We start from the raw sequence: 14,218 nt of genomic DNA on the forward strand, positions 1-14,218 counted from the left end.
GATTCATCGACTCGCCTCGCCTTGCGTCATCCCCGTTATTACCCATACTTTTGGCAGGTCCGGCAAATGTGTGAGGAAACGCAATGTTACTTCAGGGCAAAGTTGTGGTGATTTTCGGGGGCAGCGGCGCGATTGGCAGCGCGGTTGCGCAGGCGATGGCGCGGGAAGGTGCGCATGTGCATCTTGTTGGCCGCCATCAGGATAAGCTGGACCGGGTGGCGAACAGCGTCCGCGCTGCGGGTGGCACGATAAACACCTGTGTGATGGACGTTCTCGACGAGCAAATCACCGTTGATAAAACGGCGCAGCTGGCTCAACAGACCGGCGGGTTTGATGTGGTGGTGAATACCACCGGCTTTATGCACGATCAGGGCAAAAACATTTTTGCCTTGTCGCTGGCCGAGTTCAGGCAAGGGTTCGATCCGTTTTTGTCGGCGCTGTTTACTATTTCAAAAGCGGTCGCGCCGTTTATGGGTGGCGTTCGGGCGGGCGTTTTCCTGACAGTCGTTGCTCCGGCGGGTGGGATGGTGATGCCGAATCATCTCGGCCATATCGTCGGCTGTGCCGGGACGGAAGCCTTTGTGAAAGCCCTCGCCAGCGAGCTGGGCCCGAAGAATATCCGCGCCATTTGCGTGCGCTCGCACGCGATTGTCGATGCGGTTCAGGCAGGTTCGTATACCGGGGAAATTTTCACGCCAAAAGCGCAGGAAATGGGACTCACGGTGGACCAGTGGCTGGGCGGCGCGGCGCAAAGCACGATGCTCAAACGTCTGCCTACGCTTGCACACGTGGCTGAGGTAATGACATTTCTGGCCTCGGATTCTGCCAGCGCTATGACGGCGACGGTGGTCAATATGACGGCGGGCGCAACCACCAACTGACCCGCCCCGGCGGTTATATCGCCGCTATTCTGCCCACCATCTGGCGGATTTCCACCTTACCAAGCGGTGCCCGGTCAGTGACGAAATGCAGCGTCATGCCTTCGATAAAGGCGTCCAGCGCGCGGGCCGTCGCCGGGTCAAACCACTGCTCAAGCACCTGCTGGCTGTGCTGCATCCAGTTTTGCATGACGTTTTTCAGCGCCGGTTTGCAGCCAATGAACGCATAAAGCTGATACATCAATTCCATGTTTCGCGTCGTCGTCACCTGCGCGCTGAAGATTAACTGGGTGATCGCATCGCAGGCTTCCTGCGGCGACGTGACGTCTGCAAAAAATGCTTTGTACTGCACCAGCATTTCATCGGTAAAACCGGTGAACGCCTCTTCCAGCAGCGCATCTATCCCACTGAAATAATAGGTCATTGAACCGAGCGGCACATCGGCACAGAAGGCGATTTTACGGTGCGTCACGGCCTGGATACCGTGGCGGGCGATGGTGTCCAGCGTCGCGTGCAGGATCCTCTCCCGGCGCTGCGGATCGTTCGGTCGGCGTGCCATAATTTTTCCTTTTACGATTTGTGTACAAATGTACACAACCTTGCTAGTGTTGTCTCTCCCTCTTTTTTCTACAGGCAGTTTACGGATGACGTCGCATTCCTCCCGCCGGGCCCTGCAATTGCGCATGTGGGCGCTGTTTATGTTCTTCTTTTTACCGGGCTTGTTGATGGCATCGTGGGCCACGCGCACGCCAGCGATCCGCGACATTCTCTCGGTGAATACCGCCGGAATGGGCATCGTACTGTTCGGCCTGTCGATAGGTTCGATGAGCGGCATTCTCTGTTCCGCGTGGCTGGTTAAACGCTTTGGTACGCGCAAAGTTATCCGCACCACCATGTCCTGCGCGTTGGTGGGTATGGTGATGCTCAGCCTGGCGCTGTGGCTCGCGTCGCCCCTGTTTTTCGCCTTCGGCCTGATGGTGTTCGGCGCCAGCTTCGGCTCTGCCGAGGTGGCGATTAACGTGGAAGGCGCGGCGGTTGAACGTGAGATGAACAAAACCGTGCTACCGATGATGCACGGCTTCTACAGCCTCGGCACGCTGGTCGGCGCGGGTATCGGCATGGCGCTGACGGCGTTTGGCCTGTCGGCCACCATCCATATTCTGCTGGCTGCGCTTTGCGGCATCGCGCCCATTATTATTGCCATTAAAGCCATTCCGGACGGTACCGGTAAAAACTCCGCCGAGAACAGCGCCCATCACGAGAAAGGGGTGCCGTTCTATCGCGACGGTCAGCTGATGCTGATTGGCGTGGTGGTGCTGGCAATGGCATTTGCGGAAGGGTCTGCCAACGACTGGCTGCCGCTGCTGATGGTTGACGGTCACGGCTTCAGCCCGACCTCCGGTTCATTGATTTACGCAGGCTTTACCCTCGGTATGACCGTCGGACGCTTTACCGGTGGCTGGTTTATTGACCGCTACAGCCGCGTCGCGGTGGTTCGCGCCAGCGCCATTATGGGCGCGCTCGGCATCGCGCTGATTATTTTCGTCGACGTCGATTGGGTCGCCGGCGTGTCGGTCATTCTCTGGGGGCTGGGCGCTTCGCTTGGCTTCCCGCTGACCATTTCCGCCGCCAGCGATACCGGACCGGATGCCCCCACCCGCGTTAGCGTCGTCGCCACCACCGGCTATCTGGCGTTCCTGGTTGGCCCGCCGCTGCTCGGTTTCCTTGGCGAACATTACGGCCTGCGTAGCGCCATGCTGGCGGTGTTATCCCTGGTCATCGTCGCCGCACTGGTGGCTCGCGCGGTGGCAAAACCTGAATCTGAACCTGTGACGGAGCGTGCGTGATGAGTATTAAACTGATTGCCGTAGATATGGATGGCACCTTTCTCAGCGATGAGAAACGCTACAACCGGGCGCGTTTTCTCGCCCAGTATCAGCAGATGAAGGCACAGGGCATTCGCTTTGTGGTCGCCAGCGGAAACCAGTACTGGCAGCTGATTTCATTCTTTCCAGAAATTGCTGATGAAATCGCGTTTGTTGCCGAAAATGGCGGCTGGGTGCGAGACGCGGGCGAGGACGTATTCAACTGCGAACTGTCGCAGACGCATTTCAAAAAAGTCGTCGATTTTCTGCATACCCTGCCGGACGTGGAAATCATCGCCTGCGGCAAGCGCAGCGCCTACACCTTGAACCGTTATGAGGACGAACTCAAAGCCATGGCCGCGCTGTATTACCACCGTCTTAAGCTGGTCGATGGCTTCGATAACCTTGACGATACGTTCCTGAAATTTGGCCTCAACTTGCCCGACCGTCTGGTGCCTGACGTACAAAAAGCGCTGCACGAAGGCGTGGGCGATGTGATGACCGCAGTTACAACCGGCCACGGCAATATCGACTTAATCATCCCCGGCGTGCATAAAGCCAATGGCCTGCGCCTGTTGCAGCAGCGCTGGGGCATCGAAGACAGCGAAGTGGTGACCTTTGGCGACAGCGGCAATGACCTCGAAATGCTGCGTCAGGCCGGGTTTGGTTTTGCGATGCAGAATGCGAATGAGGCGGCCATTGCGGCGGCTAATCACCGCGCGCCGCATAATAACGAAGAAGGCGTGTTGCAGGTGATTGATCAGATTTTGAATCGGGAAGCGCCGTTCCAGTAATCCGTTGGCCCGGCTGACATTGCGTCGCCGGGCGCAACCTCCGCCCTACTGCTGCGAATCGCCGACCGTTTTATCTTTCAGGAAGTAGACAACCAGCCCCAGCCAGATAATGCCGTTCGCGAGGTTAAACACGCTGAACAGGCCATTGCCGCCGAACTGGTAAGCGTGTTTGCTGACTTCAATGCCGACGGTGAAAATCAGCATCTGCAACATGCCCATCGCCGCCGATACCGTGCCTTTGCTCATGTCGCTGGCGAACAGCGTCAGACGTACCAGCCCGGCGTTCGCCAGGCCAATCCCGAAGGCGTATACGCTCAGGCCTGCGGTCATCCACAGATAGGCATGCGTGGAGACCCCCGTTGCCGCCGCAGCCAGAATCAGCCCCGCCACAATCGGCCAGCCACCAGCAATAATCAGCCAGCGCACGCTGCGACGCGAGGTCAGCTTCGCCAGCGCCAGGTTACCGAGAATCAGCGCACCAAAAATCGGCACCTGTAACATGCCGTATTCATACGCGGTGGCATGTTCACCGCTGATAATAATCACCGGCGATTGCGCAATCCACGCCAGCAGCGGCAGGCTGACAAATCCAATAGCCAGCGCCCCGGCAACAAAACGCAGGTTTTTCAGTACCAGGCCGTAATCATGGCCCAGATCTTTCAGGGAGAGTTTTTCCCCCAGACGGGTCGCCGTTTCCGGCATCGCCCGTTGCAGGCCAAAGAATGAAATTAGCGCCAGCACCGCAAACAGCACAAACATGGTTTCCCACGGTGCGACGTGAACCCAGGCGGTACCCACCAGCGGCCCCAGCAGCGGCGCAATCAGCGCCACGTTCGCCATCAACGCGGTGATTTTGATGCACACCGCCTCCTCGAACGATTCCTGTATCGCGGCGTACCCCACCGCGCCGATAAAGCACAGGCTTATCCCTTGCAGGAAACGCAGGAAGGTGAATTGTTCAATATTTTGCGCCAACAACGTCGCGAGGCAGGTAATAATGAACCACACCACGCCGGTGAGCATCACCGGACGGCGGCCAATACGGTCCGACAGCGGCCCCAGCAGCCACTGTAAAAACATGCCGCCTGCAAGATAGGCGGTCATCGATGTCGGTACCCACTCCATCCCGGCGTTGAACTGCTCGACCACCGTCAACATGCCCGGTTGGATCATGTCATTGCCGATATAGGTTGAGAATTCGTAAAGCACCAGACAAAGCGGGAAAAGTAACGCCTGACGACCGAGGCGTTTACCGGAAAGTGAAGGGTTGTGCATGCAATCTCTTTAAGGTTTCAAAATCGCGAGAAGTGTAATGAATGATGTGAAAAGGCGATAGCAAAAAGTACGGAAAACATCCTGTTACAGCACAATTTTACTTGTTTAAGGTTCGCTTAAGTTCGGGGCCCTATACTGCTGTCCTGCAAGCAGAATTGTAAACGCTGCCTGAACAAAAATCGTAACCACCGGACATTTAAGACAATCCCCCTTTACCGCTCCGGCCGCGATTTTTAAGGTGAACATCGTCATCAAACTGTAAGAGTCCGCAAGATATGCTGGAAAATTTGAATTACTCGCTGTTTTACTGGATCAACGCCACCCCGGCGTCGCCGCAGTGGATGATTTCGATGGCGACGTTTATCGCCAAAGATCTGATTAACATCGTCCCGCTACTGGCCGTAGTGCTGTGGCTGTGGGGCCCGCGTGCGCAGGTCTGTGCTCAACGCCAGTTGGTTATCAAAACGGGAATGGCGATTGGCGTCAGCCTGTTGTTGTCGTGGGTTGTCGGCCACGTTTTCCCGCATGACAGGCCTTTTGTCGACGGTGTGGGCTATAACTTCCTGCATCATGCGGCGGATGACTCTTTCCCAAGCGACCACGGTACGGTGATTTTCACTTTCGCCCTGGCATTTATGTTCTGGCATCGACTGTGGTCCGGCGTTGTGTTACTGGTAGTCGGCGGCGCGATTGCCTGGTCCCGCGTGTACCTCGGCGTGCACTGGCCACTGGATATGGTCGGCGGTTTCCTTTCCGGACTGAGCGGTTGTCTCGCGGCGCAGATAATGTGGGTACTTTTCGGTCAGGCCATTTATCAACGTTTGCAAGCCATGTACCGTTTTTGCTTCTCGATGCCTATCCGCAAAGGCTGGATACGTGACTAAGACCGGATGCGCAGGTAAAATTGCCGCCAGACCCTCAGCCTGACGCAGAGGGCGTTTCGGTTTACAGGGGTAATATGGAAACACGGCGCGATGAGCGAATCAGTCAGCTTATTCAGGCTCTTAAACGTAGCGATAAGCTCCATCTAAAAGAAGCGGCAGCCCTGCTGGGTGTTTCTGAGATGACTATTCGCCGTGACCTGAACAGCCACAGCGGGCCGGTGGTGTTACTCGGTGGATACGTGGTGCTCGAACCCCGCAGCGCCAGCCATTATTTACTCAGCGATCAGAAAACGCGGCTGGTCGATGAAAAGCGCCAGGCCGCGCGTCATGCAGCGAAATTACTGAAAGCTCACCAGATGGCGTTTTTCGACTGCGGCACCACCACGCCGTGGATTATCGACGCCATTGACGACGAACTGCCGTTTACCGGCGTGTGTTACTCCCTGAATACCTTTCTCTCTTTGCAGGAAAAACCGCTGTGCCGCGCCATTCTGTGCGGTGGCGAATTTCATGCCAGCAACGCCATTTTTAAACCGCTTAGCCCGCAGGACACCCTGAGCCATCTTTGCCCCGACATCGCGTTTTATTCCGCGGCAGGTGTGCATCTTCAACACGGCGCAACCTGTTTTAATCTCGATGAACTGCCGGTGAAACACTGGGCGTTAGCCAACGCGCAGCGCCATGTGCTGGTGGTCGATCACAGTAAATTTGGGAAGGTACGTCCGGCAAGGATGGGAGAGTTGAGCCGCTTTAACGTAATAGCCAGCGACCGCCGTCCGGATGATGAACTGACGGCGCTGGCAAAGCAGCATGGGATCACGCTGCTATACTCTAAATAATTCGAGTTGCAGGAAGGCAGCAAGCCTGTGAGTCCCCAGGAGCTTACTCAAGTAAGTGACTGGGGTGAGCAGGTGTAGCTAACGCACATGCAACTTGGAGTATGACGAGTATATACGATAGGTCATGAGAACCAGCTGCCAAACCACTGGTGGAATTTCATCAGAACGAAATCCACCATTCGGTTAAAGAAGCTGCCTTCATTTACCGCTTCCATGACGATCAGCGGACGCTGTTCGATGGTTTTGTCATTCAGCTTGAAGTCGATGGTACCCACCACTTGCCCTTTCTTCAGCGGTGCTGTCAGCTGCGGTTCGTTCAGGGTATAGCTGGCTTTCAGGTTTTTCAGCTGTCCGCGTGGCAGCGTGATGGAACCGGCCTCACCCGCACCCAGCTTGGCCTGGCTGCTGTCACCGTACCATACGCGCTGCTCGATGAACGTTGCATCCGGTTTGATAGGGGTGACGGTTTCATAGAAACGGAAGCCCCATGTCAGCAGTTTTTCGGATTCATTAAATCGGATTCGGTCCGTTTTGGTGCCGAGAACCACCGCAATCAGACGCATATCGCCCTGCTTCGCTGACGAGACCAGGTTATAGCCTGCGCCCGCCGTGGTGCCCGTTTTCACGCCATCAGCACCCAGGCTGTTGTTCCACAACAGACGATTGCGGTTCGGCTGCTTGATGTTGTTAAACGTGAACTCTTTTTCTTTGTGAATGGCGTACTCATCCGGCACGTCGTGGATCATCGCTTTGGTCAGCAACGCCATATCGCGCGCGGTACTGAACTGTCCCGGCGCATCCAGACCGTGAACGGTTTTGAAGGTGGTATTGGTCAGCCCCAGCTTTTGCGAATAGCTGTTCATCAGGCTGATGAAGGAATCCTGGCTGCCCGCCACGTAATCCGCCAGGGCGATACAAGCGTCATTCCCGGACTGAATAATGACCCCTTTATTGAGGTTTTCTACCGACACCTGATCGCCAGGCTTCAGGAACATCACCGACGAACCGCGCAGCGCTGGGTTACCCGTCGCCCACGCATCTTTACCGATGGTGACCATATCGGTCATTTTGATTTTGTTTGCTTTAATCGCCTGACCCACCACATAGCTGGTCATGATTTTCGTCAGGCTAGCCGGATCAAGCTTATCATCGGCGTTGCCCTCACTAAGCACTTTGCCGCTGGCATAATCCATCAGGATCCACGCTTTGGCATCGACCGGTGGAGCGTCCGGTTGTTGAACAGCTTCAGCCGCCTGAATGCCAGGAGCCACGAGAAGTAAAAGCAAAGAGCCTGCCGCCAGGCCGCGGGGAGAAACAACTGTACGCGTCATAAGAGCCACCCAAGTATCCATTCCAAAAAACACGCTACGTCACTGACGCCGTGTAACAACAGGCGGTGAGTAATAACGTAGAAATGACCTTAAAGAAACAATGCGTTGGTAAAGTTTTTAAAGTTTACGCAAGAACGCCGCGTTGTGCTTAAAAGTGGGCGTTTTTTTTGATCGCGGTTGTGTGAATGTTGAAATTAACCGACCATGAAGCTTCATTGATGCGCTGTTTACCGGAGTTTATATGATTACGCTGTGGGGCAGAAACAACTCAACAAATGTCAAAAAGGTCCGCTGGACGCTGGAAGAGCTTGACCTTACTTACGATCAAATCCTGGCCGGGCTGGAATTTGGCCTCAATCACGACGCTGACTATCTGGCTAAAAACCCCAATGGCCTGGTGCCGCTGCTGCATGACGACGCCGAGCAAATTACGCTCTGGGAATCGAACACCATTGTGCGCTATCTGGTCGCGCAGTATGGGCAAAACAGCCTGTGGCAGGCCAATCCGGCCAAACGTGCGCAGGGTGAAAAATGGATGGACTGGGCCAATGGTTCACTCTCTCCGGCCCACCGCGTTATCTTAATGGGGCTGGTACGCACGCCGCCAGAGCAGCGCGACCACGCGGCAATTGACGCGGGCATTGTCCAGTGTGAAAAGCTGTTAATCATTCTGGATGCGGCCCTTGCCGAATCGCCGTGGCTTTCCGGTGACGAATTTGGCGTGGGTGATATTGCCGTGGCGCCGTTTATTTACAACCTGCTGGAAACGGTCAAAACCTGGCAACCGCACCCGAATTTACAGCGCTGGTATCAACAGTTGTCACGCCGTCCGGCGTTCCAGAATGTGGTGATGATCCCGGTCACCTGATGCTCAGGATGGCGGGCTGACCTTCAACAGCTCGCCATCGGACTCGTCGGTTAACACATACAGATAGCCGTCGGGTCCGACGCGCACATCACGAATGCGCTGCTTTCTGTCACCCAGAATACGTCCTTCCTCAGTGACTTTATTACCGTCCACGTTCAACACAATAACGTTCTCATCCTTTAACGCGCCGATAAACAACTTCTTGTGCCATTGCGGGAACGTACTGGCAGTGTAGAACGCCATACCGCTCACCGCCGGGGAGTGTTCCCAGAAGAACAGCGGCGTTTCGGTTCCGGCTACTTTTTCGCCTTTCGCCTCCGGGATCGGCAAACCACTGTAGTTAATGCCGTGCGTCGCCAGCGGCCAGCCATAGTTTTTCCCGCGCTCAGGAATATTGATTTCATCGCCGCCGCGCGGGCCATGTTCGTTCAGCCACAGCGTGTTGCTCCACGGGTTCATCGCCATGCCCTGCGGATTACGAATGCCATAAGACCAGATTTCAGGCCGCGCACCGGACTGATTCACAAACGGATTATCTGCCGGGACTTTGCCTTGATCCGTGAGTCGCACCACTTTGCCCTGCAATTTATCGAGATCCTGTGCCGTCGCGCGCTGGTTGTTTTCGCCCAGACCAATAAACAAGTAGCCTTTGCCATCGAATACCAGCCGTCCGCCAAAGTGGTTCCCGGTTGAGAGTTTTGGCGTCTGGCGGAGCACTACCTTGAACGCGTCGAGGTGCGTCAGATCATCGTTCAGCCGCCCGTAGCCCACGGCGGTGCCCGCTTTGCCGTCATCGCCCACTTCGGCATAGCTCAGCCAGACTCGCCGCGATTGCGCGAAATCCGGGGCCAGGACGACATCCAGCAACCCGCCCTGCCCGTTGGCCCACACCCGCGGCACGCCAACAATCGGGTCGGACAATCCTTTCCCTTGCTGCCACAGGCGCAGCTGCCCGCCGCGAAGGGTTATCAGCAGACCTTTGTTGTCCGGCAAAAACGCCATCGACCACGGGTGATCGAGCTTGCGCTGCAATACGTCGACCCGAACGTCGGCGGCGTACAGCGCCGGGGAAAGCAGCAGAGAACCCAGAAGTAAACTCAGAGCAAAACGGTGCATGGCTGGCTCCTTTTACGGCGATTGCGTTAAGGGTAGCCAGCGTGTCGAGTGTGGACGGGATTTTTACAAAAACTTAACCATGAGGGGGAGTCGCCTCCCCCGGCGTGTTCAGGCATGCGCGCGCGGCGCTGATTTATTCATTGCCTGAATATTGTCAGATAAGGTGTCGAGACAGCGTTGCAGTACATCTGGATTAACAGCAATAAACGATGGGCAGTCATGGTGCCCGGTCATCAGGCAAACCGCCGCAGAAGCCAACGTCTCACCGGCAGTGTGTAACGCCTCATTCTGTACAGGCGTCAGCGATGGCGACAGCGTAGCAGCGTGATGACGCAGCTCGCCGCAAAGTTCAAACAAGTTTTCACGCAGATGATCATTATCGCTGACTGACATATAACCCTTGGCTCGCCTGAGTTGCAGGTAAGCTGCAAGGTCAATTTGTGCGTTCACCAGTTTATTCAACAAGTTACGAAACAGTCTGTCAACGTTCATACCTTTCCTCCTGTGTCGTCCAATGTCACCGTTATAGTATGGTCATTTTTTAAGCACAATGATGAGTCAGGTCAATATTTCATCGCAGATTTACACGATTTTAAACTCCGCCGATTGACGGAAACCGCATTAACCTGGCGGGACAAAAAAGCAACATTTGTTGAGGTTTTGTTTGGAAAACTGAATAGTAACATTCCGCAACCATTGATATAGTGCGCCGGACTTCTCAACCAGACGGTGCAATAATGTTCAAAAAAGGGTTATCAGTTGTTCTGCTGCTGTGCGCGCTTTTTTCCGGTCAGTTGATGGCCAGCGGTGATGGCCATGAGTTTTACGACGTGCAAAATGCCGATCACCTTCTGCGCCACGGTGCCGACAGTGACGATATCCGGGCGAGGGCCAGAGAGGCCGCCGATGAGTTACGCGAGGATAACCACAGCGTGAAAGACAGGAAACCTGAGGTTATCCATCGATAAAACATCTCATTACGCTTACCCCTTGATCTTCGGATCCAGCGCATCGCGCAAACCATCGCCCAGCAGGTTGAACGCCAGCACCGTCAGGAATATTGCCAGCGCCGGGAACAACGCGACGTGCGGCGACATCACCATATCGGCACGCGCTTCGTTGAGCATCGCGCCCCACTCCGGGGTCGGCGGCTGTGCGCCCAAGCCGAGAAACGACAGGCTGGCTGCGGAAATTATCGATACCCCAATTCGCATGGTGAAATAGACCACAATCGACGATACGGTGCCCGGCAGGATATGGCGGAACAGAATGGTGCTGTCGCTGGCGCCAATGCTGCGTGACGACTCAATAAACGTCTGCTGTTTGAGCACCAGCGTGTTGCCGCGCACCAGGCGCGCAAACGCCGGAACGGAGAATATTGCCACCGCGATGATGACGTTCGCCATGCCGCTGCCCATCACCGCCACCACGGCTATCGCCAGCAGAATGCCCGGGAAGGCAAACAGCACGTCGCAGATACGCATGATGACGCGGTCCCACCAACCTTCGTAATAGCCCGCAAGTAGCCCCAACACCGTGCCGACAACAGCGCCGATCAGTACTGCAAACACGCCCGCAGCAAGTGAAATACGCGCCCCGACCAGCACCCGGCTGAAAATGTCGCGCCCGAGAGAATCCACGCCAAACCAGTGCATCATCGACGGACCATCGTTCAGCCGGTCGTAATCGAAGTAGTTTTCCGCATCGAACGGCGCTATCCACGGTGCCAGAAAGGCCACCACGATCAGCAGCACAACAAACACCGCGGCGGCCATCGCCACCGGCTGTTTGCGGAATTTGCGCCAGAATTCATGCCACGGCGTGCGCACCTGTCCGGGAGCCACTCCGGGTAGCGCATTCATGATTGCCTGACGTCGCCAGTTTAACAGTCGCACTTACTTGTACCTGATAGTCGGGTTGATGGCGGCATACAGCACGTCCACCACCAGATTGATGAGAATAAATTCCAGCGAAAAGAGCAGCACTTCCGCCTGAATCACCGGATAGTCGCGCATCTCCACCGAATCCACCAGCAGGCGCCCAAGCCCCGGCCAGTTAAAGACTTTTTCGACCACAATTGAGCCGCCGAGCAGAAAACCAAACTGCAGGCCCATCATGGTCACCACCGGGATCATCGCGTTACGCAAGCCGTGTTTAAGCACCACCCACGTTTCGCTCACCCCTTTGGCCCGCGCGGTGCGCATGTAGTCTTCATTGAGCACATCGACGAAGGACGCTCGCGTGAAGCGGGCCATCACCGCCGCCACCGCCGCGCCGAGGGTGATTGACGGCAGAATGTAGTGCCGCCAGCTGTCCGCGCCAACGGTCGGCAACCAGCCCAGTTCAACGGAAAAGACCTGCATCAGCAGCATGCCCAGCGCGAACGCCGGGAAGGAAATACCGGTGACGGCAATCGCCATGCCAAGCCTGTCCGGCCAGCGATTGCGCCAGACGGCCGCCGCTACACCCATCGCCATGCCGAAAATCACCGCCCAGATCATACTGCACAGTGTGAGCCACAGCGTTGGCATGAAACGGCTGGCAATCTCTTCCGACACAGGACGATGCGACACCATCGAGGTGCCAAAATCGCCTTGCAAGACGTTGACGATGTAGTGCCCAAACTGAACGTACAGCGGCTGGTCGAGGCCCAGCTGTTGACGCACCATCGCCACGACTTGCGCATCCGCTTCCGGCCCGGCAATCAAACGCGCGGGGTCGCCGGGCAGCAGATGCACAAACAGGAACACCAGCACCGCCACGATGAGCAGCGTCGGGATCAGGCCAAGCAAACGTTTAATGACGTAACTAAACATTACTTCAGGTCGGCCTCATCAAAGCTAAAACCAGTATCCGGCATGATGTAGAACCCGGTCAGGTTCTTACTGTGCGCAGAAACCAGTTTTTCCACCACCAGCGGCACCCACGGGGACTCTTTCCAGATGGTGTCCTGAGCCTCTTTGTACAGACGCTCTTTCTCTTTCGGGTCATTGGTCTTCAGCGCCCCGGCGAGGTCTTTGTCCACCTGCGGATTACTGTAGAACGCGGTGTTAAACAGCGTTGGCGGCCAGTTTTGCGAAGAAAACAGCGGCGACAGCGCCCAGTCTGCTTCACCGGTCGAGGCTGACCAGCCGGTGTAGAACATTCTTACGCCGCTTTCTTTCTGTCCTTTGGCTTCGACTTCTGACGCACGCTGGCCCGCGTCCATCGCCGTCAGCTGCGCCTTGATGCCCACCTGCGCCAGCTGCTGCTGGGTAAACTGCAGCACTTTTTGCGCGGTGCTGTGGTTATGCGATGACCACAGCGTGGTGCTGAACCCGTTCGGGAAACCGGCTTCTTTCAACAGTTCGCGGGCTTTCGCCGGATCGTACGGCCACGGTTTATAAGTCTGCGCATACGCAATCGACGGCGGCACCACGCCGGTTGCCGGGGTCGCGTAACCAGCAAAGGCCACTTTCACCAGGGCCTGACGGTTGATAGCGTAGTTGATCGCCTCGCGCACTTTCGGGTTATCAAACGGTTTTTGCGTCACGTTCATGCTGATGTAGCGCTGCATGATTGACGGGCTCGCTACCAGCTCCAGTTTGCTGTTTTTTTCCAGCAGCGGGGCCTGCTCGTAAGGGATCGGGAACGCAAACTGCGCTTCTCCGGTTTGCAGCATCGCCGCGCGAGTATTGTTATCCACGACCGGACGCCAGGTGATGGAGTCGAGTTTTGGCAGACCTTTCTGCCAGTAACCGTCAAACTTCTTCACCTTCACAAAGTCAGTCTGGTTCCAGGTCTCGAGCGAATACGGCCCGGTGCCCACCGGATGGAAGCCGATATCCTTGCCGAATTTCTTGATAGCCGCCGGGGAAATCATCGCCGTTGCCGGGTGCGCCAGAATGTTAATAAACGCCGAAAACGGCTGTTTGAGGGTGATTTTCACCGTCAGCGGATCGACCGCTTCGGTGCTGGCGATATCCTTGTACAGGTTATAGCGCTTGAGATGGTTATCCGGGTTGCTGGCCCTGTCGAGGTTGATTTTCACCGCCTCGGCGTTGAAATCGGTCCCGTCCTGGAATTTCACTCCGCTACGCAGTTTGAGGGTGTACACCAGTCCGTCATCTGACACTGTGTAGCTTTCCGCCAGCACGTTGTGCATTTTCATGTCTTTATCGAGGCCAAACAGCCCCTGATAGAACGACTTCGCCACCGCCTGAGACAGCGTGTCGTTCGCATCATACGGGTCGAGCGTCGTGAAATTTGACCCCACCGCCACCACCACATCTTTAGCCGCAAATGCGGGTGCGGCGGCCAGGGCGGAAACAACACCCAGTGCCAGCAGCCATTTACCTGAAATCTGTTGTGTCATGTTGTTCTCCTGAT

The 14,218-nt window shown here is 56.1% G+C and carries 15 protein-coding genes; 7 read left to right on the plus strand and 8 right to left on the minus strand.

Annotated elements, in window-relative coordinates; genetic code table 11:
• The first annotated feature begins 83 nt into the window (after positions 1-83).
• Entirely contained in the window at positions 84-881 is a 798-nt protein-coding gene (locus tag MUU47_RS19890; protein WP_258989887.1) for an SDR family NAD(P)-dependent oxidoreductase, read from the plus strand.
• Between the two features lie 13 nt (positions 882-894).
• Here the strand turns inward: MUU47_RS19890 and MUU47_RS19895 are convergent, their stop codons facing one another.
• Positions 895-1,437 (minus strand): TetR/AcrR family transcriptional regulator, encoded by a 543-nt coding sequence (locus tag MUU47_RS19895; protein ID WP_258989888.1) that lies wholly within the window; start codon positions 1,435-1,437, stop codon positions 895-897.
• Between the two features lie 85 nt (positions 1,438-1,522).
• On the opposite strand from MUU47_RS19895, the gene MUU47_RS19900 reads away from it, so the two are divergent.
• Together MUU47_RS19900 and MUU47_RS19905 are read left to right on the plus strand one after the other, a co-directional pair.
• Positions 1,523-2,725, plus strand: a complete 1,203-nt coding sequence (locus tag MUU47_RS19900; RefSeq protein WP_258989889.1) for an MFS transporter — start codon at positions 1,523-1,525, stop codon at positions 2,723-2,725.
• Complete coding sequence (locus MUU47_RS19905) at positions 2,725-3,537, plus strand: Cof-type HAD-IIB family hydrolase (RefSeq protein ID WP_258989890.1); 813 nt, start codon at positions 2,725-2,727, stop codon at positions 3,535-3,537. The genes MUU47_RS19900 and MUU47_RS19905 overlap by 1 nt, the downstream gene beginning before the upstream one ends.
• 45 nt (positions 3,538-3,582) lie before the next feature.
• Here MUU47_RS19905 and MUU47_RS19910 read toward each other — a convergent pair whose 3' ends face one another.
• On the minus strand, positions 3,583-4,812 hold the full coding sequence (locus tag MUU47_RS19910) for an MFS transporter (RefSeq protein ID WP_258989891.1): 1,230 nt from the start codon (positions 4,810-4,812) through the stop codon (positions 3,583-3,585).
• 275 nt (positions 4,813-5,087) lie between these two features.
• Here MUU47_RS19910 and ybjG point away from each other — a divergent pair, with 275 nt between their 5' ends.
• Complete coding sequence (gene ybjG / locus MUU47_RS19915) at positions 5,088-5,696, plus strand: undecaprenyl-diphosphate phosphatase (RefSeq protein WP_258989892.1); 609 nt, start codon at positions 5,088-5,090, stop codon at positions 5,694-5,696.
• Between the two features lie 74 nt (positions 5,697-5,770).
• Positions 5,771-6,535: a DNA-binding transcriptional repressor DeoR gene (gene deoR, locus MUU47_RS19920; protein WP_258989893.1), complete on the plus strand. Its 765-nt coding sequence runs from the start codon at positions 5,771-5,773 to the stop codon at positions 6,533-6,535.
• A gap of 122 nt (positions 6,536-6,657) precedes the next feature.
• Here deoR and dacC read toward each other — a convergent pair whose 3' ends face one another.
• The gene (dacC, locus tag MUU47_RS19925; RefSeq protein WP_258989894.1) at positions 6,658-7,866 is read right to left on the minus strand and encodes a serine-type D-Ala-D-Ala carboxypeptidase; all 1,209 of its coding nucleotides are present in this window, start codon (positions 7,864-7,866) and stop codon (positions 6,658-6,660) included.
• Between the two features lie 241 nt (positions 7,867-8,107).
• On the opposite strand from dacC, the gene MUU47_RS19930 reads away from it, so the two are divergent.
• Positions 8,108-8,734 (plus strand): glutathione S-transferase family protein, encoded by a 627-nt coding sequence (locus MUU47_RS19930; protein WP_258989895.1) that lies wholly within the window; start codon positions 8,108-8,110, stop codon positions 8,732-8,734.
• 3 nt (positions 8,735-8,737) lie between these two features.
• On the opposite strand, the gene MUU47_RS19935 is transcribed toward MUU47_RS19930, so the two are convergent.
• Positions 8,738-9,850, minus strand: a complete 1,113-nt coding sequence (locus MUU47_RS19935; protein WP_258989896.1) for a PQQ-dependent sugar dehydrogenase — start codon at positions 9,848-9,850, stop codon at positions 8,738-8,740.
• Between the two features lie 108 nt (positions 9,851-9,958).
• On the minus strand, positions 9,959-10,342 hold the full coding sequence (locus MUU47_RS19940) for a biofilm formation regulator BssR (protein ID WP_258989897.1): 384 nt from the start codon (positions 10,340-10,342) through the stop codon (positions 9,959-9,961).
• A 245-nt stretch (positions 10,343-10,587) separates the two neighbouring features.
• Between MUU47_RS19940 and MUU47_RS19945 the strand changes: the two genes are divergently transcribed.
• Positions 10,588-10,818, plus strand: coding sequence for a DUF2554 family protein (locus MUU47_RS19945; protein ID WP_258989898.1), 231 nt, complete (start codon positions 10,588-10,590; stop codon positions 10,816-10,818).
• 15 nt (positions 10,819-10,833) lie between these two features.
• Here MUU47_RS19945 and gsiD read toward each other — a convergent pair whose 3' ends face one another.
• Genes gsiD through gsiB form a run of 3 tightly spaced genes read right to left on the minus strand, consistent with a single transcriptional unit; the run spans position 10,834 to position 14,204 of the window.
• Positions 10,834-11,745 (minus strand): glutathione ABC transporter permease GsiD, encoded by a 912-nt coding sequence (gene gsiD / locus MUU47_RS19950; RefSeq protein WP_159773480.1) that lies wholly within the window; start codon positions 11,743-11,745, stop codon positions 10,834-10,836.
• The gene (gsiC, locus tag MUU47_RS19955) at positions 11,746-12,666 is read right to left on the minus strand and encodes a glutathione ABC transporter permease GsiC (protein ID WP_258989899.1); all 921 of its coding nucleotides are present in this window, start codon (positions 12,664-12,666) and stop codon (positions 11,746-11,748) included.
• Entirely contained in the window at positions 12,666-14,204 is a 1,539-nt protein-coding gene (gsiB, locus tag MUU47_RS19960) for a glutathione ABC transporter substrate-binding protein GsiB (protein ID WP_258989900.1), read from the minus strand. Before gsiB ends, gsiC begins: the two co-directional genes overlap by 1 nt.
• Positions 14,205-14,218 lie beyond the last annotated feature (14 nt).

This window comes from Scandinavium hiltneri (assembly GCF_024764835.1).
GTDB lineage: Bacteria > Pseudomonadota > Gammaproteobacteria > Enterobacterales > Enterobacteriaceae > Scandinavium > Scandinavium hiltneri.